This is a genomic window from Thermococcus sp. (assembly GCF_027012695.1).
In the GTDB taxonomy this organism is placed as follows: Archaea; Methanobacteriota_B; Thermococci; order Thermococcales; family Thermococcaceae; genus Thermococcus.
In genome coordinates this window covers 1-26,100 of the sequence record NZ_JALUYR010000062.1, presented here as the reverse complement: position 1 = coordinate 26,100, position 26,100 = coordinate 1, and the positions used below count along the sequence as shown (strand labels likewise).

General features: G+C 54.8%; 28 protein-coding genes and 2 pseudogenes. 14 read left to right on the top strand and 16 right to left on the bottom strand.

What is annotated here, in order from left to right; translation table 11 throughout:
* From MV985_RS05435 to MV985_RS05410, 6 genes and pseudogenes are all read left to right on the top strand, one after another.
* A pseudogene (locus tag MV985_RS05435) lies at positions 1 to 184 on the top strand (hypothetical protein); the annotation flags it as partial.
* Positions 185 to 302: 118 nt separating this feature from the next.
* Positions 303 to 512 carry a hypothetical protein gene (locus MV985_RS05430; RefSeq protein WP_297464067.1) on the top strand — a complete coding sequence of 70 codons (210 nt, stop codon included), beginning with the start codon at positions 303 to 305 and terminating at the stop codon, positions 510 to 512.
* Positions 509 to 1,405 (top strand): MFS transporter, encoded by an 897-nt coding sequence (locus MV985_RS05425; RefSeq protein WP_366085235.1) that lies wholly within the window; start codon positions 509 to 511, stop codon positions 1,403 to 1,405. The genes MV985_RS05430 and MV985_RS05425 overlap by 4 nt, the downstream gene beginning before the upstream one ends.
* Positions 1,406 to 1,584: 179 nt before the next feature.
* A complete protein-coding gene (locus MV985_RS05420; protein ID WP_297464108.1) occupies positions 1,585 to 2,904 on the top strand; it encodes an FAD-dependent oxidoreductase in 1,320 nt (439 codons plus the stop codon).
* Positions 2,905 to 3,071: 167 nt separating this feature from the next.
* Positions 3,072 to 4,523 carry a type I glutamate--ammonia ligase gene (gene glnA, locus MV985_RS05415; protein WP_297464064.1) on the top strand — a complete coding sequence of 484 codons (1,452 nt, stop codon included), beginning with the start codon at positions 3,072 to 3,074 and terminating at the stop codon, positions 4,521 to 4,523.
* 41 nt (positions 4,524 to 4,564) lie between these two features.
* On the top strand, positions 4,565 to 5,098 hold the full coding sequence (locus MV985_RS05410) for an RNA 2'-phosphotransferase (protein WP_297464051.1): 534 nt from the start codon (positions 4,565 to 4,567) through the stop codon (positions 5,096 to 5,098).
* On the opposite strand, the gene MV985_RS05405 is transcribed toward MV985_RS05410, so the two are convergent.
* The 6 genes from MV985_RS05405 to MV985_RS05380 all read right to left on the bottom strand — a co-directional run bounded on the left by MV985_RS05405 (position 5,082) and on the right by MV985_RS05380 (position 12,760).
* Entirely contained in the window at positions 5,082 to 6,326 is a 1,245-nt protein-coding gene (locus MV985_RS05405) for an MFS transporter (RefSeq protein ID WP_297464048.1), read from the bottom strand. The genes MV985_RS05410 and MV985_RS05405 overlap by 17 nt on opposite strands.
* Positions 6,327 to 6,577: 251 nt before the next feature.
* Complete coding sequence (locus MV985_RS05400; RefSeq protein WP_297464103.1) at positions 6,578 to 7,933, bottom strand: hypothetical protein; 1,356 nt, start codon at positions 7,931 to 7,933, stop codon at positions 6,578 to 6,580.
* A gap of 251 nt (positions 7,934 to 8,184) precedes the next feature.
* A complete protein-coding gene (locus MV985_RS05395) occupies positions 8,185 to 9,345 on the bottom strand; it encodes an FAD-binding oxidoreductase (protein WP_297464039.1) in 1,161 nt (386 codons plus the stop codon).
* Positions 9,346 to 9,347: 2 nt separating this feature from the next.
* Positions 9,348 to 10,826, bottom strand: coding sequence for an FAD-dependent oxidoreductase (locus MV985_RS05390; protein WP_297464033.1), 1,479 nt, complete (start codon positions 10,824 to 10,826; stop codon positions 9,348 to 9,350).
* Positions 10,827 to 10,967: 141 nt separating this feature from the next.
* Positions 10,968 to 12,584, bottom strand: coding sequence for a sodium/proline symporter (locus MV985_RS05385; protein WP_297464031.1), 1,617 nt, complete (start codon positions 12,582 to 12,584; stop codon positions 10,968 to 10,970).
* Positions 12,581 to 12,760, bottom strand: a complete 180-nt coding sequence (locus tag MV985_RS05380) for a hypothetical protein (RefSeq protein WP_297464026.1) — start codon at positions 12,758 to 12,760, stop codon at positions 12,581 to 12,583. Before MV985_RS05380 ends, MV985_RS05385 begins: the two co-directional genes overlap by 4 nt.
* Positions 12,761 to 12,908: 148 nt before the next feature.
* Here MV985_RS05380 and MV985_RS05375 point away from each other — a divergent pair, with 148 nt between their 5' ends.
* A complete protein-coding gene (locus MV985_RS05375) occupies positions 12,909 to 13,391 on the top strand; it encodes a hypothetical protein (RefSeq protein ID WP_297464022.1) in 483 nt (160 codons plus the stop codon).
* On the opposite strand, the gene MV985_RS05370 is transcribed toward MV985_RS05375, so the two are convergent.
* Positions 13,388 to 14,554, bottom strand: a complete 1,167-nt coding sequence (locus MV985_RS05370) for a GTP-binding protein (protein WP_297464021.1) — start codon at positions 14,552 to 14,554, stop codon at positions 13,388 to 13,390. The genes MV985_RS05375 and MV985_RS05370 overlap by 4 nt on opposite strands.
* Before the next feature lie 113 nt (positions 14,555 to 14,667).
* Between MV985_RS05370 and MV985_RS05365 the strand changes: the two genes are divergently transcribed.
* The 5 genes from MV985_RS05365 to MV985_RS05345 all read left to right on the top strand — a co-directional run bounded on the left by MV985_RS05365 (position 14,668) and on the right by MV985_RS05345 (position 17,900).
* Positions 14,668 to 15,120, top strand: a complete 453-nt coding sequence (locus tag MV985_RS05365) for an Lrp/AsnC family transcriptional regulator (protein ID WP_297464098.1) — start codon at positions 14,668 to 14,670, stop codon at positions 15,118 to 15,120.
* Between the two features lie 72 nt (positions 15,121 to 15,192).
* Entirely contained in the window at positions 15,193 to 15,693 is a 501-nt protein-coding gene (gene pfpI, locus MV985_RS05360; RefSeq protein WP_297464020.1) for a deglycase PfpI, read from the top strand.
* A gap of 96 nt (positions 15,694 to 15,789) precedes the next feature.
* Entirely contained in the window at positions 15,790 to 16,485 is a 696-nt protein-coding gene (locus MV985_RS05355) for a hypothetical protein (RefSeq protein ID WP_297464019.1), read from the top strand.
* A 37-nt stretch (positions 16,486 to 16,522) separates the two neighbouring features.
* The gene (locus MV985_RS05350; protein WP_297464017.1) at positions 16,523 to 16,957 is read left to right on the top strand and encodes a PspC domain-containing protein; all 435 of its coding nucleotides are present in this window, start codon (positions 16,523 to 16,525) and stop codon (positions 16,955 to 16,957) included.
* Between the two features lie 16 nt (positions 16,958 to 16,973).
* Positions 16,974 to 17,900, top strand: coding sequence for a triphosphoribosyl-dephospho-CoA synthase (locus tag MV985_RS05345; protein ID WP_297464092.1), 927 nt, complete (start codon positions 16,974 to 16,976; stop codon positions 17,898 to 17,900).
* On the opposite strand, the gene MV985_RS05340 is transcribed toward MV985_RS05345, so the two are convergent.
* The 5 genes from MV985_RS05340 to MV985_RS05320 all read right to left on the bottom strand — a co-directional run bounded on the left by MV985_RS05340 (position 17,884) and on the right by MV985_RS05320 (position 20,543).
* Positions 17,884 to 18,165, bottom strand: a complete 282-nt coding sequence (locus tag MV985_RS05340) for a family 4A encapsulin nanocompartment shell protein (RefSeq protein ID WP_297464087.1) — start codon at positions 18,163 to 18,165, stop codon at positions 17,884 to 17,886. The genes MV985_RS05345 and MV985_RS05340 overlap by 17 nt on opposite strands.
* Positions 18,147 to 18,647 (bottom strand): hypothetical protein, encoded by a 501-nt coding sequence (locus tag MV985_RS05335; RefSeq protein ID WP_297464015.1) that lies wholly within the window; start codon positions 18,645 to 18,647, stop codon positions 18,147 to 18,149. Before MV985_RS05335 ends, MV985_RS05340 begins: the two co-directional genes overlap by 19 nt.
* Positions 18,648 to 18,667: 20 nt before the next feature.
* On the bottom strand, positions 18,668 to 19,060 hold the full coding sequence (locus MV985_RS05330) for a hypothetical protein (RefSeq protein ID WP_297464012.1): 393 nt from the start codon (positions 19,058 to 19,060) through the stop codon (positions 18,668 to 18,670).
* Positions 19,061 to 19,452: 392 nt separating this feature from the next.
* Positions 19,453 to 20,094 carry a neutral amino acid NAAT transporter SnatA gene (gene snatA, locus MV985_RS05325; protein ID WP_297464008.1) on the bottom strand — a complete coding sequence of 214 codons (642 nt, stop codon included), beginning with the start codon at positions 20,092 to 20,094 and terminating at the stop codon, positions 19,453 to 19,455.
* Between the two features lie 38 nt (positions 20,095 to 20,132).
* A complete protein-coding gene (locus MV985_RS05320; protein WP_297464079.1) occupies positions 20,133 to 20,543 on the bottom strand; it encodes an OsmC family protein in 411 nt (136 codons plus the stop codon).
* A 58-nt stretch (positions 20,544 to 20,601) separates the two neighbouring features.
* Here MV985_RS05320 and MV985_RS05315 point away from each other — a divergent pair, with 58 nt between their 5' ends.
* Positions 20,602 to 21,444, top strand: a complete 843-nt coding sequence (locus MV985_RS05315) for a radical SAM protein (RefSeq protein WP_297464005.1) — start codon at positions 20,602 to 20,604, stop codon at positions 21,442 to 21,444.
* On the opposite strand, the gene MV985_RS05310 is transcribed toward MV985_RS05315, so the two are convergent.
* Together MV985_RS05310 and MV985_RS05305 are read right to left on the bottom strand one after the other, a co-directional pair.
* Positions 21,371 to 22,231, bottom strand: a complete 861-nt coding sequence (locus MV985_RS05310) for a gamma-glutamyl-gamma-aminobutyrate hydrolase family protein (RefSeq protein WP_297464073.1) — start codon at positions 22,229 to 22,231, stop codon at positions 21,371 to 21,373. The two genes, MV985_RS05315 and MV985_RS05310, sit on opposite strands and share 74 nt — an antisense overlap.
* 54 nt (positions 22,232 to 22,285) lie before the next feature.
* Positions 22,286 to 23,542, bottom strand: coding sequence for a PLP-dependent aminotransferase family protein (locus MV985_RS05305; RefSeq protein ID WP_297464001.1), 1,257 nt, complete (start codon positions 23,540 to 23,542; stop codon positions 22,286 to 22,288).
* A 218-nt stretch (positions 23,543 to 23,760) separates the two neighbouring features.
* Between MV985_RS05305 and MV985_RS05300 the strand changes: the two genes are divergently transcribed.
* On the top strand, positions 23,761 to 24,729 hold the full coding sequence (locus MV985_RS05300; RefSeq protein WP_297463998.1) for a ribose 1,5-bisphosphate isomerase: 969 nt from the start codon (positions 23,761 to 23,763) through the stop codon (positions 24,727 to 24,729).
* Positions 24,730 to 24,777: 48 nt separating this feature from the next.
* On the opposite strand, the gene MV985_RS05295 is transcribed toward MV985_RS05300, so the two are convergent.
* Positions 24,778 to 25,623, bottom strand: a complete 846-nt coding sequence (locus MV985_RS05295; RefSeq protein ID WP_297463997.1) for a hypothetical protein — start codon at positions 25,621 to 25,623, stop codon at positions 24,778 to 24,780.
* Positions 25,624 to 25,825: 202 nt separating this feature from the next.
* Positions 25,826 to 26,100, bottom strand: a pseudogene (locus MV985_RS05290) (hypothetical protein); the annotation flags it as partial.

The window sequence follows — 26,100 nt, the reverse complement described above, 5'->3', positions numbered from 1 at the left end:
CAACAAGTTCTTCGATGTGGTTTATTCTACCAAGGCCGACTTCCTGATAAGCCTCGATAAGAAGCACGTGCTGAAGCTGAGGGACGGGGAGAGGAAGTTCTCCCTTAACGGGCACGAGTTTCTAATCTTAACTCCAGCCGAGTTCCTTGAGGTCGTCGAAAGAAACCACAAGTCTCCAACCTAAAGTTCACGAAATACTTAAAATTACTCCGCCGGGAGAAAGATTCGTTATGTCGGTACATAGAGGATGTTCAAACGGACAATTGATATTTCTCCTGTTCTATTTTCTACTCTCCGTCTCGATGTACCTACCCGGGCCATATTTCATACTGTACCTCAGCACTTACGTCGCCCTGCCCTGGATTGGTCTGGCGTACTCACTGAACAGGGCCTCTAACCTCCTACTGGAGTACCCATCCGGTGTACTGGCCGACAAGGTTGGAAGGCTTAAATCCACGATGCTGGGTTCGCTTTTGCTTGGGATGAGCATGCTCGTCCTGGTAATTTTGTGACTCCCAGGGTTCACCTTGTGGTGACATCTGCCCTATTAGGGGGTGCGGGGATGGCCTTCATCTCCGGTTCCTTGGAGGCGTGGGCAGTCGATACCTTCGGCAAAGCCAACTTGAAGGAGCTTTTTTCCAGTATGGGAACGCTGAAGAACGTTGGTGGAGTTGTCGCGTCAATATTGGCGGGAGCCCTCGTTAAATACCTTGGTCTGAAGTGGCCACTGCTAGTATCAGGAATCTTAAGTGTTCTTTCCACCGTGATTCTGCTCTCCCTGAAGAACAACCGGGGACATCCCGAGGGCAGAACCATCATAAGAAAGAATCTTCAGATGTTCAAGGATGCCAGATTCTCCACGCTGGTGCTGGTAATCCTCCTGGTCTCTTCCATGCTCTCAGTGTTCTTCGTGATATGGCCGCTGACCCTGAAGGACGCGGGCCTGTACGAAAGCCTCTTTGGAATTGTGTATTTCCTGCTAATGACGTCCATGGCAGTGGGTAGTTACCTTGCGAGAAGAGTCTCAAACGAAATAAACGGAATGAGAACGTCCCTGCTTGGTAGCGCCGCCATTACGCTGACCATAGCCTTTCTCCTGAAAGTAAGTCCCACCAAGCTCACGGCAGTGTTCATACTGGGGTTTCGGGTCATCCTCGAGATTTTAATAGGTGCATACTACGTCTTCATCGCCCACCTGAGGAACTCCGTGATTCCCTCCAAGATACGGGCTTCAGCCATCTCGATGATATCCCTGATGAACTCCGGGGTTGAGATGGTAATACTGCCGCTGTTCCTTGCACTGGGCGACCTTTCCCTTAAGTGGGTTATATGTTCAACACTCTTGGTTTCTGGAGTGCTAGTATTTGAACTTTGGAAAACGATGTACATACAGACCTTCGATTAAAGCTCCTAACCGGAGCGGTCTTCATGGCGCTTATTGTCGCCGTCATAACTCGCAAGTGGATGCGCTGACTTCGAGACTTGACCTTTATCCAGGTTTTTCCGCAGAGTTTTGGGAGTTGGTTCAACTCAGCAAAAGCCACCTTTTTATACCTCCTTCCCCTTCACTCCCCGGTGGTGTCCATGAAAGTTGTCGTCATCGGTTCTGGAACCGCTGGAAGCAACTTCGCCCTCTTTCTCAGGAAGGCCAACAGAAAGGCCGAGATTACAGTCATCGGGAAGGAACCAACGATGCAGTACTCCCCCTGTGCCCTGCCGCACGTTATAAGTGGCACAATAGAGAAGCCGGAGGATGTAATCGTCTTCCCGAAGGAGTTCTATGAAAAGCAGAGGATAAAGCTCATGCTGAACACCGAGGCCAAAGCGATAGACCGCGAGAGGAAGGTCGTAATCACCGATAAGGGCGAAGTCCCCTATGACAAGCTCGTCCTGGCGGTTGGCTCCAGAGCGTTTATCCCCCCGGTAAAGGGGATTGAAAACGAGGGCGTCTTCACGCTCAAGAGCCTCGACGACGTGAGGAAAATTAAATCTTACATCGCGGAGAGGAAGCCGAAGAAGGCCGTCGTTATAGGTGCCGGTTTGATAGGCCTTGAAGGCGCGGAGGCCTTCGCCAAGCTCGGCGTGGATGTTCTGGTCGTCGAACTCGCGGACAGGCTAATGCCTACGATGCTGGATAAAGACACGGCAAAGCTCGTCCAGGCAGAGATGGAAAAACACGGCGTTTCCTTCCGCTTCAACGAGGGAGTCAGCGAGATAATTGGAAGCCCCGTTAAGGCCGTGAAAGTTGGAGAGGAAGAGGTTCCAGCAGAGCTGGTTCTCGTCGCCACCGGTGTCAGGGCCAACGTTGACCTCGCCAAGAAAGCCGGCCTCGAGGTCAACAGGGGAATAGTTGTAAACGAGCACCTCCAGACGAGCGACCCGGATATTTACGCGATAGGCGACTGTGCTGAAGTCATTGATGCCGTAACGGGGAAGAGAACACTCAGCCAGCTTGGAACGAGCGCGGTTAGAATGGCTAAAATCGCGGCTGAACATATAGCCGGGAAGGACGTATCGTTTAAGCCCGTCTTCAACACCGCCATTACGGAGCTCTTTGGCCTCGAGATAGGCACCTTTGGAATAACGGAGGAGAGGGCAAAGAAGGAGGGCATCGAGGTAGCGGTCGGCAAGTTTAAAGGTTCGACAAGGCCCGAGTACTATCCGGGCGGAAAGCCGATAACGGTTAAGGTTATCTTTAGAAAGTCAGACAGGAGGCTCATCGGGGCCCAGGTAGTCGGTGGTGAGAGGGCCTGGGGCAGGATAATGACACTTTCAGCTCTGGCGCAGAAGAGGGCAACCGTTGAGGACGTGGTCTATCTTGAGACTGCCTACGCCCCACCGATAAGCCCGACGATTGATCCGATAACGGTCGCCGCGGAGATGGCTCTCAGAAGACTTCGCTGACCGTTTTTCCCGGAGTCCTTTTACTTTGACCTTTCAACGAAATCGCGTTCCCCGGAAGTCACCTGTTCGCCTGTGCGATGAATTTTCAGGCAAAAAGCTTTTATTCTGAAAATACGTTCACAATTAGCCAAACTAAGTGAACAAACATGATATTTCCGGTGGTAAAAATGAACGATGGGGCGGTGGAACGGGCCAGACGGATGCTGTCCAGAGGGGGAATCAGGCAGGTTCTATGCGCATTCACCGACGTCAGGGGTTACCTGCTGACCTTCTCCATTCCCGCCAGGGAGTTCATTGAGGGCAGCGTCTTTGAGGAGGGCATAGGCTTCGACGGTTCATCCGTCAGGGGGTTCGGGAGTATAGAGAGGAGTGACATGGTGTGGAAGCCCGATCCCACAACGCTGAGAATAATCCCCTGGACAGAGGGAATACACGCGAGTGCCATCATGTTCGGGGACGTTTACGAGGCCGGAGGTTCCGAGCGGGCGGATTCCGATCCGAGGGGTTTCGTCGCGAGGAGAATGGAGGAGAAGCTCAAAGGGAGCGGAAGATCGGCGGTGTTCGGGCCGGAGATAGAGTTCTTCGTCTTCGATGGCGTTGACATAAGGAACCTGGTATGGGACCCCTTCGTAACACCGAACGGAGGTGAAGGTGACTCCTGGGGTGCCCCCCGTGTCCTGCCGCGGAGCGGGGAGATATACGAACTGCCGATCATAAGGCCCAAGGAGGGCTATTTCAGGGCACCCCCCGAAGACAGGACCCTCGAGTACAGGAACGAGCTCGTCTATTACCTTGAAAGGATGGGCATTATCGTGGAGTACCACCACCATGAGGTGGCGACGGCGGGTCAGGTTGAACTCGACTTCAAACCCCTCGGTCTCGTGGATGTGGGCGATGCATTCTACATCTACAAGTTCGCGGCGAAGAACGTGGCCAGGAAACGCGGTCTTCTGGCAACGTTCATGCCGAAACCGATTTACATGGACAACGCCAGCGGCATGCACACCCACCAGAGCCTCTGGGACGGCAGACCCTTCGGGGGCACGAACCTCTTCGCGGATCCCGACGACGAGTACGGCCTGAGCCAGCTGGGGAGATACTACGTGGGCGGTCTACTTGAACACGCACCGGCCCTGACCGCACTCAATGCCCCAACCGTCAACTCTTACAAGAGGCTCGTACCCGGCTTCGAGGCCCCCATATACATAGCATGGAGCCCGAGCAACCGTTCGGCCCTGGTCAGGGTCCCCGCCTACTTCAGAAAGCCCTCGGCGATAAGGATAGAGTACCGGGGAGCGGACCCGAGTCAGAACCCCTACCTCGGGATATCGGCCCAGCTTGCCGCGGGACTGGACGGAATCAGGAGAAAGATAGACCCCGGCGATCCCGTGATGAAGGACATCTACCGGCTCTCCGAGAGGGAGAGGCGGGAACTTGGAATCGGAGAACTCCCAACGAGTCTCAAGGAGGCCCTTGAATACCTGGCCAGCGACGAGGTCATCCAGAGGGTTCTGGGAAGCCACGTCTACGATGCGTTCATGGAGCTGAAGACCGACGAGTGGAACCAGTACTCGCTCTACATAACCCCCTGGGAGTTCATGAAGTACTTCGACGTCTGAGAACCGCGGGGTTTTTATGTTTCCCAGCGATCATCACACCGATGAAGCGGAAGGTCAGCAGGCTGATGGCCTACATCCTGAGGCACTCCCCGGAAGAGTTTGGCCTGAAACCCGATGAGGAGGGCTTTGTCCCCCTGGAGGGGCTGGTGAGGGCCCTTAAATCCACATATCCCCGGGTAACCGAAGGGATCGTGAGGGAGATCGTTGCAAAAGACCCCAGGGGACGCTATGAGATAAGGGAAGACAGGATCCGCGCCCGCTACGGCCACAGCTATCCCGTGAGCCCTAACCACGAGGAGGACATAGAGTCAAGGATTCTGTACCACGGGACACCGAGGAGGAATCTGCACTCTATTCTCAAAGAAGGCCTGAAACCGATGAAGAGACAGTTCGTCCACCTGACCACAAGCAAAAGCGAGGCCATCGAAACCGGAAGGAGGCACGGAAGGGACGTTGTGCTTTTGATCGTTGACGTGGACTGTCTCAGGCGAAGGGGTCTGAGGGTTTACAGGGCCGGAAAGAACGTGAGGATAGTCAAGAGGGTTCCTCTCGAGTGCATCATTCGGGCAGTTTAAGGGCCAGGAAGAAGGCCAGTCCCAGGGGAATAAGAGTGCTGACGAAGTTGAGGGTGAAGCTTATACCCGAGAGGTAGCCGCCTATGAGGGGCCCAGCGACCCAGCCGAGGCTCATCATGGCGTTCAGGAGACCCATGCCCTGTGCCCTCTCGCTCACCCGGACGTTCCGGGCAACGTAGGTCGAGGTGGAGTTTATAGTCAGAACCCACTTTACTCCCGAGAGAAAGGCCACCCCAAAGACCAGCCAGATGTTTTTAATGATGGCGTAAAGCAGAAACGCCAGACCGTAGCCGGCTATCGCCACAAAGTAGAACCTTTTCGCCCCGTACTCGTCTATGAGCTTTCCGAGGAAGTAGCCCGTTAGGGCCGCTGCCAGGCTCTCGATACCGAAGATAACCCCAACGCTCCACTCACCGAAGGTCTCCCTGAAGTAAACGGCGGAAACGCTGTAGAACTGCCCGCTGGCCACCATGACGAGGAACACCGTGACGTAAAAGATACCCAGATGTCCGCGCATCAGTCTTCTGAAGGCCGAGCCTTTGACCGTCGCGCGCCAGCCTTCCCTCCCCTCCTGAACGAGGATCATGCCGAGGAGAGAACGCCTTCCGGCGGGGCGCTCGTGGATCAGCAGGATAGTACCCGCGGACAGGAACAGGAGAAACCCCGAGAGCAGGAAGAGTTTTCTAATCCCAAGGTACCCAACTATCAGAGAGCCCAGAAAGTTGCCCGCCATGTAGCCGGCGTTCTCTATCGAGTTGAAGAGGCCGAATATGGAACCCGCCCGGGTCGAGAGCTCTGAAATCAGAGCCGAGTGGGCGGGCATCATGGCCGAGCCAAAAATTCCCTGGAGGGTCCTGAGAAGCAGGACCTGGGCTGGAGAGTTTGAAAAGGACATCATCGCATAGAACAAACCCATCGAGGCGAGACCAAAGGCTATGAAGCCCTTTCTGTTGCCCGTTGAATCGGAGAGCCAGCCGAAGGGGTACTGGAAGATCGTTGACGTCAAATTGAAAGCGACACTGAGGAGTCCAACCATGAACATGCTCGCACCGAGGAGGCGCATGTACACGCCCAGGTACGGAAAGGCCATTCCGAAGGCGACGTTGGCGAGGAACATTGCCACAGCCAGGACCAGGACGTTTCTCCGCTTAACCTTAAGCCTCCTGTGCTTCCCTGCCTTCTCCCTGTGCCCCTGCAGCAGTGTATGTTCTCGTTTAAGTCCCCTCATCGCCCCGCCCTATGGAGGGTCACTTATAAAACTTCCCCAGGGTGTTAAGGGTGAAAACCATATGGGATATCCCATAATAACCCCCTCCTTTGGTGGGTGGAGGACCGGTATTGGCATCAACGAGTTCGAGCCATACCGTCCAGCGAGCGGAAGCCAGGGAGAGCGTCTACCCCTACGGTGAAATCTCAAGGGAGGGGGAGATACTCCAGTGTTTCTGGTTTTCATGTCACTTTAACCAAGAAAGAAAAAAGTCATCTCCCCCTGTCTGGATCAAGTGAATTGGGGCAGAAGTTCCCAATGCATGGGGGAAGTGAATCCTGACCGTCGTCTATTGTAGTGAAGTACATTGCCATTTCCACGTTGTTGCTGCTCGTGAGCTCAAGGTCCCTTTTGAGTATCGAGACATAATAAAGCTGGTTGGGAGCTCCCTCTCCTATGTCAATCCTGTACGTTGTGACTGATTGGGAGGCTGATAAGTAGCTGAACGTTATTGACAGTGCTCCGACACCTGGAAGCTTGCTCCAGAGCCAGTTGGCAGCGGAACCTCCCAGCGGAGTTGAATAAAACCTGTATCCTGAACTTCCCTGGAAATCAAAAACTATATTATCATAAATTCCCTCGCTTGTGGTCCTTACAACTTTCAATTTCGTTCCAATATTGGATGTGGGGAAGTGAGAACTGGGAAGGTAATCTGTCAGTAAGCGACCCCTGTTCAAATCGCTTTCCCCAACAGTGTGGTATCCACTCATCATAATTTCCAGGGGGTAAACCCCAGCAATGGGAATGCTAGTGTACTCCTTCCGCCATTTATCGTACACTGGAATGTTGTAAATAACAACCACGTACTTCAATGGAAGATTCAAGTACCTGTCCAGATAGCCATTTTCCGTAGCTATTTCTTGTTCTGGAGCGTAACTGACTTTTAATGTAGAGCCTGAATACGAACTTCCAAAGTCCAGAACGGGTATTCCGTCCACGCTCAGGCTCCACATTGATTTTGTGCTTGTTGTCAACTGGATTCCCCATGCAATCCCAAGAATGCCGATTTTCTTGTACCCCTCAGTCCTAACTTTCAGTCCCATGAAGGGAATCCATTCAGTGAATGTTTCTGAGTCCGCATAATATGAGTCCTTGAGGTACTCCCAGTTCTCGATTATGCAGTATCTGGCGTTGAGCTCTTCATATCCCCGGGGACAGGACGAGGTGCCTAAAAGCGAGCGCACTTTGTACTTCACCCTTGCCGTTACCGGAAGTCTCATTCTTGGTTTGGTCGAGGGTTCGGTGACTTCCTCTATTGGGAACATTCCCCTCAGTTCAAGGGGCTTTCCCGGCTGAACACTTTTTACGCCGATCTTTCCATCTTTTGTGAAGTATATTGCCAGTGGGGTTGGTAAAGTGTGCAAGTTCTCAGTGCTCATCACTTCATTCCATTTTTTGCCCTCTGTTCTCAGAGTTACGGAACCACTAAGGTGTCCCTGCTTGAGGATCTTTACCCCTCCCCCCGGAGAAGGCTGGAATATAAAGACTTTGGCATCTCCCTGGAGATAGGTTCTTTCGACACTCAGAAAGTCCGTTGCCGCCATGCCAATGGCAGAGGTTGACAACACGGCTATCAACAAAATTCCAATAATTCTGAGTTTTGTAATACCACTCATTGCAGTTTTCCGTAAGTTTTCGAGTCGCCCAACTTATAAAATTTATTGCCTGTAAGTTATCGGGGCATACACCCGGGTAATCCGCGAGAGCATCGTGAGAACCAATCGCGGTGCATCACGGTGGGGGAAAGCCAACAATGGCGGTTTGGAACAGGCCCACCAAAAGAAAAACCCAAAAACTGAAAAATTCGAGGGGAAGAAAATCAACCCATCTGTAGTGCCTGACCGCGAAGTTCACCGCGCTCGAAGCGGTAGGGGTCGTACCACTCAACGGGAAGGTCCGTCTTTCCCTTCGTGACGAGATCAGAGACCATCTCAGCAACGGCGGGGGCCATCATGAAGCCGTGCCCGGAGAAGCCTGCGGCAATGTAGTAGTCGCTCAGCTCCTCGATTTTGCCTATCGCCGGGTTACTGTCAGGGGTTTTGGCGTAGTGGCCGGCCCACGTCCTCAGGATCAGGAGCTCCCTCAAAGCGGGAATTATCTTGGTGAAGTAATAACTTACCTCGCGCATGAACTCGTAGGTCGGGTTCAGGTCGTAGGTCGGGCCCAGCTCGTAGCCAACGCCTCCGATTATCCCGCCATGGCTCGTCTGGGTCAGGTAAGCGTGGCCGTACTTGAACGAAATCACCATCGGCTTAACCGAGCCCTTCTTTATGGGCTGTGTAATTACCGCCTGGTGCTTGTAGGGCTCTATCGGTATCTTCGTCCTTATTCCGGCCATCGCGTTGATGAGCTTGGCCCAGGCGTTGGTGGCGTTGATGACGATGCCGGTCTTTATGACTCCTCCGCTCGTTTTCAGCCCTTTAATCTCGCCGTTCTCGATGATGAAGTCCTTCACTTCCGTGTACTCAACTAACTTAGCCCCGAATTCCTCGGCGTGAAGCGCAAAGGCCGCGGTTGAGTGGAAGGGGCTGGCCTTTCCGTCGGTCGGGTTCCATGAAGCTGCAACAACCTCGCTTATGTCCAAAAGCGGGACTATCTCTTTCGCCTCCTCCGGTGTTATGAGCCTCGTCGGAACGCCGAACTTGTTCTGTATCGCGATGTTCCTCTTGAAGGTCTCAACTTCCTCGTCGTCGTAGAGCAGGAAGAGGTAGCCGGTCTGGCTGAAGGGGAAGCCGTACTCCTCACTATAGCGCTTCCAGAGCTCGACCGACCTTTTCATAACCTGAACGTTCGCCTCGTCATTGAACTGCTGTCTAATCCCCGTTCCACAGCGGAAGGTCGAGCCCGAACCTATGAAGCGCTTCTCTATGACCGTAACCTCCTCCCCGCGCTTGGCAAGCTCATGGGCTATAGTAACGCCAACTATTCCCCCACCGATGACCGTTATCTCGCTCTTTTCGGGAAGGTTTCTCGTCGGCATCTTCACTCCCTCCCGGCGACAACCTTCATCTTGACGTTCTTTATGGGTGGCCTGGCCACGGGTATGTCGAGCCTGTCCATCGGCGTTCCGCTCCGCTGTGAGACAAGCAAAGCTCCGTTGAATAAGCAGAAGCGTCCCTGACAGAAGCCCATCGCGAGGTGCGTGAGTCTCTTTATAATCTGGAGATCGGTTATACCGCTCCTGACGACATCGTCAACCTTCTTCAGCGTAACGCCGCAGCCGCATAGCTGGACGTCCTCGGCGTTGAGGCCCTCAAGCGGGAGCTTTGGAATCGGTCTCGCTACCGGCTCGTATTCCTTCAGCTTTTCCTCGTAGATGCAGGGCTCCGCATCAAAGCCGAACTCCCTGAGGATGTGGGCCCCGACGAGCTTTCCTTCGATGTAGTTCGCGTGGTGGGGTTTTATGCTCACCGCGCTTCCCGCCACGTAGATTCCGTCCCTTATCCTGTGGTTAGAGTCTATGACCGGCCTGTAGTAGCCGCGCTTGAAGTAGAGCCTTCCGCCGGTCTGAGTGACGGGGTTTATGTCGGGAATCCTGCCATCGGCCATAATCACTGCGTCAACCTCGTAAACGTTGCCGTTCTCGTCTATGAGACGCTCGACCTTATCGGTACCCTCGACGCGCTTTGGATTTGGAACGACGATGTAGTCAATTCCCCAGCGGTCGAGTTCAGCGGTTATCTCCTCCGGGAAGGCCCCAACGACGGCGACCTTCCTTCCGGGAGCAACACCCCAGACGTTGATGACCTCGAGGGCATCGCTCCTCCTGAAGACTCCGGGATAATCGTTGTTCTCGAAGAGCATTATCGAATCAACGGATCCAGTTGCCAAAACGACTCTCTTCGCCATGAACTCTATAAGCTGGTCGTTTCTAACGGCAGGAACGAGGAAGTACTCGCCCTTGTCAAAGACGCCGAGTGCAGTCGTTTTGAGGAAGACCCTGACGTTCTCGGGAAAGTTTGTGAGCTTTTCTATAGCCTCCCTCGGGTTTCCGAAGCCCTCCTGCTCAACCCCCTTAAGCCACATATCCCCTCCGAGCCAATCCTTCTCCTCGATGAGCGCAACGGTGAGCTTTCCACCGATATCCTCAACGACGCCGAGGCCAGCCGGTCCCGCTCCGATGACGGCAACATCAACCACGTACCTTAAAAGGGGCTTGTCCTCGTCTATCTCCACCTGCTCCTGAAACTCGTCGTAGGTCTGCCTTTCAATTCTCATTCCGTCCCTGAGCTTGAGCTTCCTGCCGTTGACGTTCTTAACGCCGTTTACCTTGACGGGAACCGGGCCGAAGGTGAAGGCTCCCCGTTTTCTTCCCTCCGTGCTCGTGGTGAGCCAGTAAACGCCGTTGGCGAGCATAGCAACGGGGAACTTCTCGCCTTCGTAAGCCTCGTAGGGCTTTCCTTCAAAATAAATCGTGATCCTCCTAGAAGGGTCCTTCTCGGTAAGGTCGAGGGGTCTCATGCTCTCACCTCGAAAATTCAACCGGCGATTCCTTCTATTCGCCGATGCTTATAAACGTTGAGATGAACATGGAAGGGCGGCTCCGACGATGGGGGATTGAAAAAGGAAAGAGGAGGGCGGCGTGAAAATCCAGACACGGGACTATGCAATGCCCTTCGCCATGATGAACTCGGCGACGTTCTCGACCTGGCTCTTGGCCCTGGTCTCGGCGAGGCTCTTCCTTCCGGTCTCGATGGGAACTTTCCTGAATAGCTCCTCGTGGAGCTTCACAACGTCCTCAGGCGGCTTGGTGAGCAGGCTGACCAGTATCACGACGAATAGCGTAATGAAGAAGTTTATGAAGAACACCGGAACGCCGTTGAAAATGGCTCCTATCTTTCCGAAGATCCCGGGCGCGTTGGGGTTGAATGCCCAGCCGTAGATCTTCGCCTCCAGGAGAACCTCGCTGATTAATCCGTAGGCCATTCCGACTATCGCTCCCTCCTTGGTGAGCCTCTTCCACCAGAGACTGAGCACCAGCACGGGACCAAAGCCGACTGCCAGGCCACCCCAGGCCGTCGCGACCATCTCGTAAACGACCTTGTTGCCGGTCAGGGCGAACCAGAGGCCGACGATGGCAACGCCCAGGACGACGACCCTTGATATGTTGACCATCTGCCTCTTGCCGACGTCCTCTCCGAGAACCTTGTGGTAGAGATCCCTCGCTATAGCTGAGGAAGCCACGAGGAGCTGAGAATCCGCTGTACTCATGACGGCCGAGATGATTCCCGCTATAACGAAGCCGGCCAGCCAGCCGGGCATCAGCTCAACGGCCATCGCCGGAATAACCTTCTCCGGGTCACTGAGGTGGAGCATTCCGGCCGCGTACATGGCGAAGCCGAGGAAACCCGCGAAGAAGGCTCCCCAGAGGACGAGTATCGTCCAGGTACCGCTTATGAAGATTCCGGGCCTTCTAAGCTTCCTAGGGTCCTCAACGCTCATGTAGCGCGTAACTATGTGGGGCTGACCGAGGTAGCCGACTATCCACGAGGCGTAGCCTATCGCAAAGATTATCGCCGCCCAGCCCCTCGCCCCACCGAATGGATCCAGCTTCGTCGGGTCTACCTGGGCTATTATTTCCGTCGCCCTATCAAGGCCCCCTATCCTTGAAAGCGCCAGGAACGGGACTACTATGAGGGTCAGCAGCATGAAGAGGGCCTGCACAACGTCCGTCCAGACGACGGCGAAGAAGCCACCGGTGATAACGTAGGCGGTAAGGATTATCACCGTGAGAATTATACCCGTGTTGTCGCTTACGCCGAAGCCTTCAGCGAATGTCTTTCCTCCGGCGGTGAACTGTGCAGCAACGTAGGCCGTCATAAAGATGATGATTATCAGCGCGCTGAGGATCCTTATCAGCTTGGTGTTGTCCTTGAGCCGGGCCTCAAGATAATCCGGGACTGTTATCGCCCTGAACTTGCCGGCGTAGATCCTGAGCCTCGGGCCGATGAGGATGTAGTCGGCGAGTGTACCGAAGAGACAGCCGACAGCCGCCCAGAAGGCACCGAGCCCGGTTTTGAAGGCGCTTCCTGGATAACCAAGCATTAGCCATCCGGAAAAATCGCTTGCCTTGTCCGAGAGGGTCGCCGCTAAAACGTGAACCTTCCTGCCACCGACGAAGTACTGGTCCTCGGTCTTTGTGTAGCGGTTGGCCCACCAGCCTATGTAAGCTAAGAGGGCGAGGTACACCAGAAAACCGAAGAGTATACCCGTGTTCATGCCTTACCCTCCCTCTTCAGCTCTTCCAGGAGGTCCTCATCGTAGGCCAAAATCTCGTCGTCAACGTAGTACTCTTTGCCAGTTATCTTGTCCCAGAACCCGTAGAGAACCATTGTTAAAATACCCAGAAGCGTTGGAACCAGCAACAATGCCCACGCCTCTGCACTGAGCCCCATCGACGATCACCCCTTTACAGTGATGCCTGTAAATTGGCATCAATATACTGCTATGTCTCCGAAAGGATATAAAGGTATTGGTTCCAAAGATCCAAACGATTGATTCCAAGATCCCGGAATCAACGGAAAAAGCTCCTAGGGGATCGCGATGAAGGTCAGCGTTATGAGACCGATATTCAAACCCGATGAGGGGAATCCGGAGTTCGTGTTATATCCCTATCACATCTTCCACCTTCGGCTCTTCTACAGGCGCCTCGGAAAGAGCGACAGGGTCTTCGACTACTTCGCCTACGTTGACCTCTACCGCCTTGGAGCAGAGAGGGGAGACGACTTCATAGACCTCTACGAGTGGGACGTCGAGGAGAAGAAGGTCATGGAGCCACTGGTCGACTACGAGGAGGCCGAGAAGAAGGCCATTGAGAGCGCCATAATCTGGGGGAACTCCCGCGTGATCTCGTGGTGGCTGCCAAGGATAGAGGTGGTCAGGCACGAGCGGGCCTACAAGGTCTTCTGGATATACGAGAAGGACGGCGAGAAACTCATAATGGACAGCCTCGACGGGAAGGAGTACTCATTAAGCGCAATGATAGGCAGGAACGGGAGGAGATGTAAAGGGCCCTTCTGCCGCTAACGGGCGTGGATCTCCACTATGTCTCCATCTTCCAAAACGTGATCCGCCCCAACCCTTTGACCGGGGAACTTGACGCTCTTACCCCAGACTCTAGCATAGCGGAAGTTCCTGGCGAAGTCCTTGTGGATTCTTTCCGCCAGATCCATAACGGTTGAGCCCTTTTTGAGGGCAACTGGAGGATAGGCAGGCTCCTCTCCGGGGCTCTTCGTGAAGACGCGGATTATTCCGGCCAGCTCGTAGAGCTCGTCCTTCAGCTTATCCAGCTGTATCTTTCTCTTCGCCGAGACGGGGATTATCTTGAAGCGGTCGCCGTAGGCTTTAACCAGCTTCTCATAGTTTTCTTTACTGCCAGGAGCGTCGCCCTTGTTGGCTATTATTATCGCCCTCCTCCAGACGAGGCTCTCATCGAGTGCATCGGCGAACTCCTCGAGGGTTACGGGCTCCTTCACGGTTATTTCCGCCGAGTGAATCCTCTCCTCCCGGAGCATCTTCATGATCTCACTTATGTCGCCCCGGATGTTCTCCTGGCCGTTGATGACTATTCCGCCCATCGCCGTCCTCTTTATCTCGACCCTCGGCTTCCTCCTGTTGAGCTTTATCCCGGCCCTCTCGAACTCCCTCAGGAGGATTTCCATCTGCTTTATTGGATCCCGGGAGAGGTCCACAACGATGGCTATGGCATCGGCGTTCCTTATGACGCTCAACAACTGGGGCCCCATTCCCTTACCGAGGGCGGCACCTTCAACCAGCCCAGGAACCTCGACGAGCTGAATCTGAACGTCCCTGTGGTGCATCATCCCCGGGATCGGCTGGACAGTGGTGAAGGCATAGTCCGCCACGTCTGCATCGACGTTCGTTAGGGCCCTCATGAGGGAGCTCTTACCGACGTTTGGCAAACCCGCGAGAACTATCTGGGCAGCACCCTCCTTCCTGACGGCTATCGACGGGCCACCGCCGCCCTTCTTCATCTGCCTCTGCTTCTCCAGCTCCTTTCGGAGTTCGGCGAGCTTTCGCTTTATCTGGAGGCGGAGTTTTTCGGTCCCCTTGTGCTTCGGAACCGTGGCGTACATCTTTTCGAGGGCGCGAATCTTCTCGGGAATTGTCCTGGCGTTTCTGTACTCCTCCTCCGCCGCCAGGTATTCCGCCGTCACGTTCGTTGGCATTGCTGATCCCCCTGAGGGCTCTCCGTCCTATGGTGGCCGGGAGTTTTATAAACGTAGCGGGCATCGGCAGGTTTATATAAGCCCTCGAAAATTTTTTACAGGCGGTGATGTCCATGCGAACGACCCTGGATGACGTCGACAGGAAAATACTCGCAATACTCCAGAAGAACAGCAGAACGCCGCTGAGGGAGATCTCCAGGGAGGTCGGCCTGGCGGAATCCACGGTTTACGAGAGGATAAAAAAGCTCAAGGAGAGGGGCATAATCCGAAAGTTCACCGTGGTGCTTGATCCCGAGGCCCTCGGTTTCAACGTGCTGGCATTCATACTCATCAAATCCCGGGCGGGAATGTACTCCAGAGTGGCGGAGGAGCTCTCCAAGTACCCGGAGATAGTCGAGATATACGAGACGACGGGGGACTACGACATGATCGTGAAGATAAGAACCAGGGGGAGCGATGAACTCAACGAGTTTCTCGACAGAATGGGAAACGTTGACGGTGTCGTAGCGACCCACACAATGGTCGTCCTCAAGGTCCACAAGGAGACGACCGAGCTTCCCATCTGACCATTTTTGTCCAGAAAGGGTTATAAGTGGCTTTTTCTATTTCCCTTTGAACGTTATCACGGGGGTGTTGTTATGAAGGTGCTGTTTCTGAGTGCCGATGGCTTTGAGGACGTCGAGCTGATCTACCCGCTCCACCGCCTTAAAGAGGAGGGACACGATGTCTACGTGGCGAGCTTCAATCGCGGGAAGATAACAGGCAAGCACGGCTATTCGGTGAACGTTGATCTGACCTTTGAAGAGGCCGATCCCGACGAGTTCGACGCCCTTGTTCTCCCCGGAGGGAAGGCCCCCGAGAGGGTCAGACTCAACGGCGACGCCGTGAGGATAACGAAGAAGATGTTCGAAGACGGAAAGCCGGTAGCGAGCATCTGCCACGGACCGCAGATACTCATCTCGGCAGGAGTTTTGAAGGGCAGGAAGGGAACCAGCGTGATAACCATCCGCGACGACGTGAGGAACGCAGGAGCCGAATGGGTTGATGCCGAGGTAGTTGTCGACGGAAACTGGGTCAGTTCAAGGCATCCGGGAGATTTACACGCCTGGATGCGCGAGTTTGTGAGGCTCCTCCGCTGAGCCTCTTCCAGCGTTTTTATCGACATATAAGGCCCCAATAACTAATCATAAGCGTAAGCCTTATACGGGGAAGCGAGTATAAGGAGCGGTGAGGGCATGAGGCGCGGCGGGATTGTTCCCTTTTTGGGGGGCGTCATTTTGGCCGTCGTTCTCATCGGGTCCATAGCGGCGGTTCTCTACATTGGCCATAGGCACAAGAAGGACGCCGGCCCGGTGAGGGAGATTGGAACCTTCAACGCCAGCGAGATCCTCGTCAAGGCCGTCGTCGGGGACGTGAGAATCGTGAGCGCGAACGTGAGCGGTGTTGTCGTGAAGAGCAACCTCCCGATAAAGGCAGTCCCCTCAGGAGGAAGCCTGACGGTCTACTGCCCAGCGAAGAAAATCCCCGGCCTCGGGGAAAGAAGCGCATGCAACGGCTACCGGAACGGCATGGTGGTCATCGGGGTGGGGAGCAAGCTGGACGAGGTCTCAGTCCGCAAGACCGTCGGTGATGTTGAGGTAAAAGCAAACACTTCTAAGCTCATCATTGAGGACGTGGTTGGGGACGTCAGGGCCGATGCCCCCACGGGGTGCATGCTAACGAAAGTTGTCGGCGACGTCTCGATAAGGGCAGAAGGAGACGTAAGGATGAACAACATTGTGGGGGACGTCAGGATAGCGGTTCCTGCAGACTTCTCGGTCCAGCTGAGCGTTGAGAACGTTATGGGCGATGTTGAGAACGACCACCGCGGCATGGGAAGGACAATTCACATAGAGGTCTCCCACGTCATCGGGGACGTCCGGGTGGAATGATTTTTAAGCCCCCACCCAATTTTCCGCAGGTGAGAGAATGGCAAAGAGGCTGGTGAGATCCAAAAAGAATAGAATCCTGCTCGGCGTCCTAGGAGGCCTGGGGGAGCACCTTGACTTGGACCCCACCCTCGTGAGGCTGCTCTTCATAATCCTTCTCGCCCTCAACCCGGTAACGATGACGCTGCTCTACTTCATCGCGGCCATGATAATCCCGGCAGAGGAAGGAGAAATCGGGGAAGAAACGCTAACGGAGAAGGCCGAGAACGTACTTCGGGAGACCGGTGACAGGCTGGGCGAAATTTTCTCGGGAAGCGAGAACAACAAAGCTGTGGCACTCGTCCTCCTGCTCGTCGGGGCGGTTCTCCTCGTCGGTCCTTTCGCCCCCTTCCTGATGCCCGCGGTCGATTTCAGAACGCTAACCGCGGTCGCCTTCCTGGTTGCGGGAACTGTCCTTCTCGTTAAGGGGGAGTAAGCTATCGGTGGTGGGAATGAAGAGGTTCAAACTGCTGAGGGCCTTCATCCTTGGCCCTCTCCTCGAGGCAACGGTTCCGAAACCCGGCAACGTCAACCGATACCGCGACTTCGATGACCTAACCTTTTACAACTTCCTCTTTGCCGATACAGCGGTCATCGGCGTCTACTACGAGGCAGTAAAGACGGCGGAACTCCTCAGGAAGGGGGTTCTGGAGTTCAGGGAAGCCGGGATAGGCGAGCTTATACAAAGGGCCGTCAGGGAATCCCGGGAGAGTCAGGACGCCAATCCCAACTTCGGGGTCATAACGCTCTCGATCCCGCTCATCATGGGGATGGTCCTGGGCAGGAACATTCTCGACGCGAGGGAGAAGGCAAAGCTGTTGATAGAGGAGTCGACGGTAAGGGACAGCATGGAGTTCTACCGCGCGATAAGGATAGCGAACCCCAAGGGAATCCCTGGCGGAGTGAAGTACGACGTTTACAGCGATGACTCCTTCAGGGAGCTTTTCCAGGACGGGATAAACCTCGCCAGGCTCGCCGAGATGAGCTGCGAGCGGGAGCTTATCTTCTGCGAGTGGCTGAGCGGCTATGAACTAACCTATAGGACCTTCGGCAGGCTCTACGAGCTGATAAAGGAACTCCCCCTTGAGGATGCCGTCGTGAGGGCTTTCATCGAGCTTTTAGCGGAGAAGGAGGACACACTGATAGCCAGAAAGGCGGGAAGGAAAGAGGCGGAGCTGGTGAAGGAGAAAGCGGAGGAGGTACTCAAGGGAAGGCTCTCCCTGGAGGAGTTCGATTCCTTCATGCGGGAGAAAGGTGATTTAAGGAACCCCGGCAGCTTAGCGGACATCATGGCAGTCTCTTTAAGCCTGCTCGTCCTCCGGGGGCTTAGGATGCAAATCAAAAACGGGAAGGCCTGGGGGATCATAGGACGACCTTAAACCTCTTCGCGCCGCCGGGACCAAAGCCGATTGCCTTACTGTCTATGACAAGGGCATCTTTCCCGAGTTCCTCAAGGAGCCTCACCCTGAGGCCGGAAAGCTCTAAAACATCCTCGTCCCCGCCAAACTCCTCCATTACCTGCTCCTTGAGGAACTCGTAGGCCTCCTTTCCCATGAGAACGAGATCCGGCTCAAAGCCGTCGAGCTTAAGCTCGTTCGCCTTCTCCTCAACCGAACTCAGAATCCTTATGAGGTCGCCGCGCATTTTGGACACCGGAGGGGATAGGGAGGGGGAGTTAAAAAGCCTTGCTCAGCCGAGGAGAAGGGCTCCACGTAGGGCCTGATGACGTCGCCGCTTCCCATCGCCATGAAGACCCTGAGGAGCCCCTTTCCCTTTACCTCCGAGATCTCGACGTAGAGGTACTGGTCACCCTTCCGGTAGAGTCCGACCTCTAGGGGCTTGAAGCAGTCGTTTTCCTTGGGAGTCCTCCGGGGCTGAACCTCTTCAAAGCCGGCATCCTTTATGGACGCTTTAAGGGCCTCAATTAGGTTCTCACTTCCGCGGGAGCAGGTGGCTGTGATATTTGTCACCCTGCCGCCCTTTATACCGCCAGTCTTCAGGAAATCGGTCCCGTTGCCGATGGGGATGTTCTCGTAGACGGTCCAGCTTGAGTTCTCGACCGGGACAACGTAGCTTGCCAGATAGACCTTGCCAGCCGGGAGTTCCGCTGACCTCTCCCAGGGCATCCCGGGCTGAATTTGCCCTTTTACGTATCACCAGCAAGCACGCGGGGAGGCTTCATACCATCTCCCCCCGGCCACTCGAACCACAGCAACTTGCCGTAGCTCTTCACATTCTTGAGGTCAACCTTCGGGGTTATCTCAATGTCCTTGCCGCAGACTTCCCTTCCGGCCCCATCTTTTATCCACCATCCGACGACCCCGTTTGTCGGCTCAAAGCTTGTGTTTGAGATTGGGGTACAGGAGGGGACTTCGGGTTTCTTGGGTTCGGTCTGGCTTAAGCCCTGGAGCTCGGTTCCCGATGGTGAATGGTTTTCCACGGTAGTTTTTTTCCAGGTGTCTCCTCTAAAGTGGAGGGCCGCCACCCCAGGGAGGAGGGCGAGAACCAGAAGGGCGACAAGGATCCGGGCTTTTTTCATGGACACTACCTCAAGAGCATTATCCAATTTTCAACAGGGTTGATTAGTGGAAGTGATCTCACTTTACCAATGCTGTCTAACAGTATCCACGCCTTCCTGGGTTTGCAGGAATTGCACCTGAAAATTTGGAAACCTATGGAGTTCCCGAATTGCAAGTTTCTGGACGACTCCCAGAATGCCCTTCCCGCTACTCTCCCCTGCATTGGCCGGCGTCGGGATCACGATACGCACCTGCGGTAGGGGACTGCACTACGGGCTTGAGTTTCATGATATTTAAGGGTTTCCCTATCGTTCGAAGTGATAACCGTGTTATGAAAGAATTACACAACTCCAACTTTGAGGGGTTGTTCAGGATTTAGATAATCCATGGTTTAAAAACCTAAAACGGGGGGTCAGAGGCCGAAGGCCCCCTTTATCCCGTTGATTATCATCTGCACTGCCATCGAAGTGAGTATTAGACCCATCATCCTCGTCATCACCTTGATGCCGACCCTTCCAAGTTTCCTCTGTATCCTGTTCGAGGAGCAGAGGATCAGCCAGACGGTCAGGCCTATCGCGACGATGCTCGCCAGGACTGTGGCCTTCTCCGGAAGGCTTGTACTCCTGGCCATGTAGAGGATCACCGTCGTTATCGCACCCGGACCGGAGATGAGCGGTATGGCCAGGGGTATTATCGCCACCTCCTCGAGGGTAACGACGTCCTCGCTGAACTCCGCGGTCTCCTCCCGACTTATCTTAACCGTCGAGAGTTTGCCCGATAGCATCTCCATGGCCATCTTGAAGAGCAGTATGCCACCGGCTATGGCGAAGGCATCCAGGCTGAAGCCGAAGAACCTGAATATCCACTCTCCTATGAGGGCGAAGGTGACGAGGGTTACCACCACGGTTATCGAGGTCTTGGTCGCTATCTCCCGCCGCTCCCGAAAGCCGAGGTCGTGGGTGACGCTGAGAAACACCGGGACGGCCCCGATGGGGTTTGTTATCGCGAAGAGACCACCGTAAAGGAGCACGAAGTACTTGAGGTACTCGATCACGGGATCACCGGGAAAAATTGGGGGAGGAAGTTAAAAACCTACTCCCCGGGAATGATCTCGAAGGAGTAGGTCAGCTCTGCCCCGCTCAGCTTCACCTGGGCGCTCGCCGAACAGTACTTGTCCTGGCTCAGCTCTATGGCCCTCCTGACCTTCTCCTCCCTCACGTTGCCCCTGACGACGTAGTGCAGGTGAATGCGCTCGTAGACCTTTGGATGCTCCTCCCGGCGCTCACCGCTTATGCGAACCTCGAGACCCCTTATGGGCTCGCGCATCTTTTGCAGTATCATGACCACGTCGTAGGCTGTGCACCCGGCGACGCTCAAAAGAAGGAGCTTCATAGGGCTTATGCCACCCTCACCGAGGATGACGGAACAGCTGTCACTCTCTATCCTCCCGATGAACTGATAGTCTTTGAACCACTCAACCTTCCCCCTCACAGGTTCGGCCATGTTAACCACCACTCACCCTCTGGCAAGACCTTTAAAGGGGTTTCCCGAAGGGGGTTCCATGTACATCCGCCCCTTCGATCCCTGGAAAGCGAAGCTCTGCACATGCCCCTTCAAGTACACGCTGAATGTTTACACTGGCTGCGATCATGCGTGCCTCTACTGTTACATAACGGGCTACATCCCCAACGCCTTTCGGGTTCGGACCAAGGAGAACCTCCTGCCAAAGCTGGAGAGGGAACTCAGGAAGTTCGACAAACGCTACATCATAGCCCTCTCCTACTCCTCGGATCCATATCCCACGGTCGAGCGCGAGCTGGGTATAACGAGGAGGGTGCTGGAGCTCTTCAGAAGATACGACATCCGGTGTATGCTCCTCACGAAATCCGACATCTTCGAGCGCGATCTCGATATACTGAGCGAGATGAAGTGCGCCGTTGGAATAACCGTAACCACCGTGGACGGGAGAAAGGCGAAGCTCCTTGAACCAAACGCACCATCTCCGGGGGCCAGGATCCGGGCGCTTAGAAAGGCAAAGAAGAGCGGAATCCCGGTTTACGCGCGCATAGACCCGATAATCCCTTTTTACACCTGGGAGGACTTTGATGAGACGCTTGACGCCCTGAGCTTCGTTGACCACGTGACGGTATCAACCCTCAAGCTGAGACCCGATTCAAAGAGAAGGATGTCCGCAAAGTTCCCGGAGCTGATGGAAAGGCTGTGGCCCCTCTACGAGAGGGGGGAGAGGGTGGGCGGATACCACTACCTGCCGCGGGAGTTCAGGCTCAAAATACTGAGGGAGGCGGAGAGAAAGATTTTGGAGAAGGGAATCACCTTTGGGTCGTGTCGAGAGGGTTATCGTTCGTTTCCAAGCTGTGATGGTTCTCATCTTGTTCCCCCGTAGAGCCGAGTAGCTCCTCCCTGACCCTAGCCTCCACCTCGATTCGCTCGAGTTCGAGCTTCTTCATTCTGTACTCGAGGGCGGCCTTAACGAAGGCCTCGTAGAGCCTCCCCATCTCGGGAAGGTACTCCGGCTGCCACTGAACGCCAACCACGAAGTTCTCCCCCTCAGGGGACTCGATGGCCTCTATCAGCCCGTCAACGGCAAAGGCCGCGGGTCTCAGTCCCTCGCCAACCCTCTTTACGGCCTGGTGATGAAAGCTGTTGACCCTGAGGTGGACCTCGTTGGTTCCGTCGATGTCGAGCTCTTCCTTAAGTATACCGTAGAGCCTTGAGCTGGTTTTTATCCTTATTCCGTGGACGCGCTGGGCAGGGCCTATCAGCTTCAGATCCCAGTCGTGCTTTATTGCCTTCGGGATCTCCCCTATGTCCTGGTAGAGTGTTCCCCCCAGGGCGACGTTGATGACCTGCATTCCCCTGGCAACGCCGAGGATGGGGACGCCTCTCTCGATGGCCCCCCTTATGAGGCCTATCTCGAACCCGTCCCTGAAAACGTCAACGGACTGTATTGACCTCGAAGGGTCCTCACCGTAGAAGTGGGGATGGACGTCCGGACCCTCGATGAGAAGCAACCCGTCGGCGTTCTCAAGCACCTCTCCGGGCGAGGAGTCGAAGCTGAACACCGCGGGTATGCCGCCGGCAGCCACAACGCGCTCAATGTGGGCTCTGTCCAGGAAGAGGCCCCCCTTCGAGTAGTTAACCTGGCCGATGATTGCTATGAGTGGTTTCACAGTCACCACCGGAGAAAAATGAATGACTGGGGTAAAAACCTTTCGGATAAGGGATCAGCCCTTCAGGGCCCGTATCTCCTCCTCGATGACCTCGGCAAGCCTTCTGACGCCCTCGCGTATCTTCTCCTCCGGAACGTAGGTGAAGTTGAGCCTCATGGTGTTCTTGACGTCGCGGTGGGCGAAGAAGGCCTCACCCGGCACGTAGGCGACACCCTTTGACACCGCCTTCTGGAGCATGACCTTCGTGTCTATGCCCTCGGGCAGAGTAACCCAGATGAACATTCCACCGTCGGGCCGGGTCCACTCTACACCCTCCGGCATGAACTCCTCGAGGGCCTTCAGCATAGCGTCCCGGCGTGGCCTGTAGAACTCGATTATCCTCGGGATGTGTTCGTCGAGGTAGCCGTTCTCGACGTACTTCCAGGCTATGGCCTGTCCGAGGGTGTTGGCGCAGAGGTCTATGCTCTGTTTCGCTATCTCCATCTTCCTGATGAATTGCGGCTGGGCGACCACCCATCCGAGGCGCAGGCCGGGAGCCAGTATCTTGGAGAAGGTTCCCAGGTAGATGACCCTGCCGGTATCGTCGAAGTGCTTAACGGGTGGAACCGGCTCCCCAGAGTAGCGAAGCTCCGTGTAGGGGCTGTCCTCGACGATTAGGAAGTCGTACTCATCAGCGAGTTCGACGAGGCGCTTCCTCCTGTCAGCGCTCATCGTTACTCCCATCGGGTTCTGGAAGGTCGAGACGGTGTAGACGAACTTAATTTTCTTCCCCTGTGCCTTAAGCTCCCTCAGCTTTTCCTCAAGGAGGTCAACGCGCATTCCGTCGTGGTCCATGGGTATGCTGATGAACTCCGGATCGTAGTATTTGAATGCCTGGAGGGCCGCGAGGTAAGTCGGCCCCTCAACAACGACGAGGTCACCGGGGTTGATGAAAACCCTCCCTATGAGGTCGAGGGCCTGCTGGCTTCCCGCGACTATCATTATCTCAACCTTGCTCATCGGAATGCCGTAGCGCCTCTCCATCCACCTGGCGAGGGCGAGGCGGAGGGGTGTGAAGCCCTTGGTAGTGCCGTACTGGAGTGCCTTGTCGGCGTGTTTCTCAAGGACCTCCCGGGTTATCTCCTTTATCTGCTCCACCGGAAAGGTCTCAGGTGCGGGAAGTCCGCCGGCCAGCGAAATGATGTCCGATGTCTCGACGAGTTTGAGAAGCTCCCTGATCTCCGAGGCCTTCATTGCACGGGCCTTCTCCGAGAAGTACTTCTCGTATTCAAGCGAAGCGGAACCCAGCTTGCGCATGAGCTTGTCCTCCATCTCTTTCCCCCCATGAATGAACAGTTCTGAGCACGTAACCAACTCTATACACGAAGAGTTAGCGGCAATCGGTTATAAACCTTTCCACAATGGTCGTTGGAAGGGTTTACAATAGTAAAAATTTATCCGGAGAAGGTTTTCAAAGACCGCCGGACATAATACGACGGGAAAAGCTATAAACCATGTTCTCCAGACTGAGGTTTAAACGGGGTGATCTCATGCCGGTTGTGAAGGAAGTGCTCGAGATAGCGGAGAAGATAAGGAACATGGAGATCAGGGGGGCGGGGGCTATAGCCAGGGCCGCGGCAAGGGCCCTCCAGATACAGGCGGAGAAGAGCCAGGCAAAGACCGTTGACGAGTTCTGGGAGGAGATGAAGCAGGCGGCGAAGATACTCTACGAGACAAGACCGACGGCCGTGTCTCTCCCCAATGCACTCCGCTACGTAATGCATCGCGGGAAGGTGGCCTACTCAAGCGGCGCCGACCTGGAGGAACTCAGATACATAATAATAACGGCCGCCAAGGAGTTCATCCATAACTCCGAGAAGGCGGTTGAGAGGATAGGCGAGATAGGGGCAAAGAGGATAGAAGACGGCGACGTAATAATGACCCACTGCCACAGCAAAGCGGCCACGAGCGTCATGAAGAAGGCCTTTGACCAGGGCAAGGACATAAAGGTAATCGTTACCGAGACGAGGCCCAGATGGCAGGGGAAGATCACCGCGAGGGAGCTGGCCGAATACGGCATCCCCGTCATCTACGTAGTTGACAGCGCGGCGAGGCACTACATGAAGATGACAGACAAGGTCGTGATGGGAGCCGACAGCATAACCGTCAACGGCGCGGTCATAAACAAGATCGGAACGGCCCTCATAGCGCTCGCCGCAAAGGAACACCGCGTCTGGACGATGATAGCGGCCGAGACCTACAAGTTCCATCCGGAGACGATGCTCGGCCAGCTCGTCGAGATAGAGATGCGCGACCCGACGGAGGTTATCCCTGAGGAGGAACTAAAGACCTGGCCGAAGAACATAGAGGTCTGGAACCCGGCCTTCGACGTCACTCCTCCCGAGTACGTTGACGTCATAATCACAGAACGAGGAGTCATTCCGCCGAGTGCGGCGATAGATATCCTCAAGGAGGAATTTGGCTGGGCCCTCAAGTACACCGAGCCCTGGGAGGACTGAGACCTTTTCCTTTTCTATTCCTGTTTCAATCACCTGAAATGAAAGGCCTTATTCTCCGATGACCCCCGCGGTGAAGGCTTTCGCGTAGGCCTTCACGATTTTCTCGTCGCCCATTATCATAAGAACCCTGACGAGATCCATGCCTTTGACTTCAGAGAATTCCACGTAAAGGTACTGGTCACCCCTGCGGTAGAGCTTGACGCTGAGCGGCTTGAAATACTCGTTTTCAGTCGGTCTTTTCTCCAGGATTACCTCCTCAAATCCCTTAACCTTTATGGCCTTCTCGAGCTCCCCGACCACCTTCTTCATCTGGCAGGTACACCCCACTCTAACGTCTTCGAACTCCACCGGGCCGCCCCAAGATATTGAACGGTAAATCCTGAATTCTACCCTCCGTGTGGGAATAACGTAGTAAGCAAAGTATACCCTGCCCTGCGGCACTTGGAAACCCGTTATCTCCTGTGGGGTCACCTCCCGCGGCCCGTTGCAGTCCACATGATTCATCACAGGCCACCGAAGTATGTAACCTTCTTTCTCAAGCTCAACTATACCGCTTTTTCCCTGGAGCACGCAGGGTGGTTTAATGCCGAGCTCCTCCGTCCAGTTGTTCTCCTCAGTGAAGATCGGGGAGCCTCCCCCCGGAGGCCTTCCATTCATAGCCTCCCCCTTCAGGTACATTTCCGCAAAATGCACCGCCGTGCCGTCGGACTTGTACTCCACGATATCAACCACTCCTTCGTCTGCAAACATCACGTGAATTGCGGAACATTCAATCCTTACCTCCGACTTCTCCAAAAGACAATTTTTTTGGCCCCATTCTTCCCTCACAACATAAAAAAGCAACAATATGATAATGAGTCCCGTAAAGAAAGGAAGAAAAGATCTGAGCCTCATCAGGAACCCTCCAGTACTGGTTGAGAAGTTGGACACACTCCCCCAGGAGAGCATAGCTGTATCGGTTTTACTGTGCCCACCCATGCATACACCATATTCCCTGCTTCGAACAGTATCCACGCTCTGGGGTCATCTTTCCAGGTGGTGTGAACATAGACGTATTTTTTGCCATCGCTGTATGTGCGATATCCAACAAACGTTGTTACATGACCCCCGCGGTGAAGGCTTTCGCGTAGGCCTTCACGATTTTCTCGTCGCCCATTATCATAAGAACCCTGACGAGATCCATGTCCTTGACCTCTGAGAATTCGACGTAGAGATACTGGTCACCATTGTGATAGAGTTTGACACTGAGCGGATTGAAACACTTGTTTTCTCTGGGTGTGGCCCAAGGCTCGGTCTCTTCGAAGCCTTTTACCTTGACAAGAGTATTGAACCTCCATATTACTCTCTCGATGGGGCATGTACATGCCGCGT

Coding starts and splice junctions, on each gene's coding strand:
- MV985_RS05405 (WP_297464048.1), bottom strand. CDS start 6,326: ATGAGGGGACTTAAACGAGAACATACACTGCTGCAGGGGCACAGGGAG.
- MV985_RS05370 (WP_297464021.1), bottom strand. CDS start 14,554: ATGCCAACGAACGTGACGGCGGAATACCTGGCGGCGGAGGAGGAGTAC.
- MV985_RS05420 (WP_297464108.1), top strand. CDS start 1,585: ATGAAAGTTGTCGTCATCGGTTCTGGAACCGCTGGAAGCAACTTCGCC.
- MV985_RS05375 (WP_297464022.1), top strand. CDS start 12,909: ATGAAGGTCAGCGTTATGAGACCGATATTCAAACCCGATGAGGGGAAT.
- MV985_RS05335 (WP_297464015.1), bottom strand. CDS start 18,647: ATGCCCTGGGAGAGGTCAGCGGAACTCCCGGCTGGCAAGGTCTATCTG.
- MV985_RS05295 (WP_297463997.1), bottom strand. CDS start 25,623: ATGAGGCTCAGATCTTTTCTTCCTTTCTTTACGGGACTCATTATCATA.
- glnA (WP_297464064.1), top strand. CDS start 3,072: ATGAACGATGGGGCGGTGGAACGGGCCAGACGGATGCTGTCCAGAGGG.
- MV985_RS05430 (WP_297464067.1), top strand. CDS start 303: ATGTACCTACCCGGGCCATATTTCATACTGTACCTCAGCACTTACGTC.
- MV985_RS05355 (WP_297464019.1), top strand. CDS start 15,790: ATGAGGCGCGGCGGGATTGTTCCCTTTTTGGGGGGCGTCATTTTGGCC.
- MV985_RS05390 (WP_297464033.1), bottom strand. CDS start 10,826: ATGAGACCCCTCGACCTTACCGAGAAGGACCCTTCTAGGAGGATCACG.
- MV985_RS05395 (WP_297464039.1), bottom strand. CDS start 9,345: ATGCCGACGAGAAACCTTCCCGAAAAGAGCGAGATAACGGTCATCGGT.
- MV985_RS05365 (WP_297464098.1), top strand. CDS start 14,668: ATGCGAACGACCCTGGATGACGTCGACAGGAAAATACTCGCAATACTC.
- MV985_RS05320 (WP_297464079.1), bottom strand. CDS start 20,543: ATGGCCGAACCTGTGAGGGGGAAGGTTGAGTGGTTCAAAGACTATCAG.
- MV985_RS05315 (WP_297464005.1), top strand. CDS start 20,602: ATGTACATCCGCCCCTTCGATCCCTGGAAAGCGAAGCTCTGCACATGC.
- MV985_RS05300 (WP_297463998.1), top strand. CDS start 23,761: ATGCCGGTTGTGAAGGAAGTGCTCGAGATAGCGGAGAAGATAAGGAAC.
- MV985_RS05340 (WP_297464087.1), bottom strand. CDS start 18,165: ATGCGCGGCGACCTCATAAGGATTCTGAGTTCGGTTGAGGAGAAGGCG.
- MV985_RS05410 (WP_297464051.1), top strand. CDS start 4,565: ATGAAGCGGAAGGTCAGCAGGCTGATGGCCTACATCCTGAGGCACTCC.
- MV985_RS05330 (WP_297464012.1), bottom strand. CDS start 19,060: ATGAAAAAAGCCCGGATCCTTGTCGCCCTTCTGGTTCTCGCCCTCCTC.
- MV985_RS05380 (WP_297464026.1), bottom strand. CDS start 12,760: ATGGGGCTCAGTGCAGAGGCGTGGGCATTGTTGCTGGTTCCAACGCTT.
- MV985_RS05345 (WP_297464092.1), top strand. CDS start 16,974: ATGAAGAGGTTCAAACTGCTGAGGGCCTTCATCCTTGGCCCTCTCCTC.
- MV985_RS05385 (WP_297464031.1), bottom strand. CDS start 12,584: ATGAACACGGGTATACTCTTCGGTTTTCTGGTGTACCTCGCCCTCTTA.
- MV985_RS05350 (WP_297464017.1), top strand. CDS start 16,523: ATGGCAAAGAGGCTGGTGAGATCCAAAAAGAATAGAATCCTGCTCGGC.
- pfpI (WP_297464020.1), top strand. CDS start 15,193: ATGAAGGTGCTGTTTCTGAGTGCCGATGGCTTTGAGGACGTCGAGCTG.
- MV985_RS05305 (WP_297464001.1), bottom strand. CDS start 23,542: ATGGAGGACAAGCTCATGCGCAAGCTGGGTTCCGCTTCGCTTGAATAC.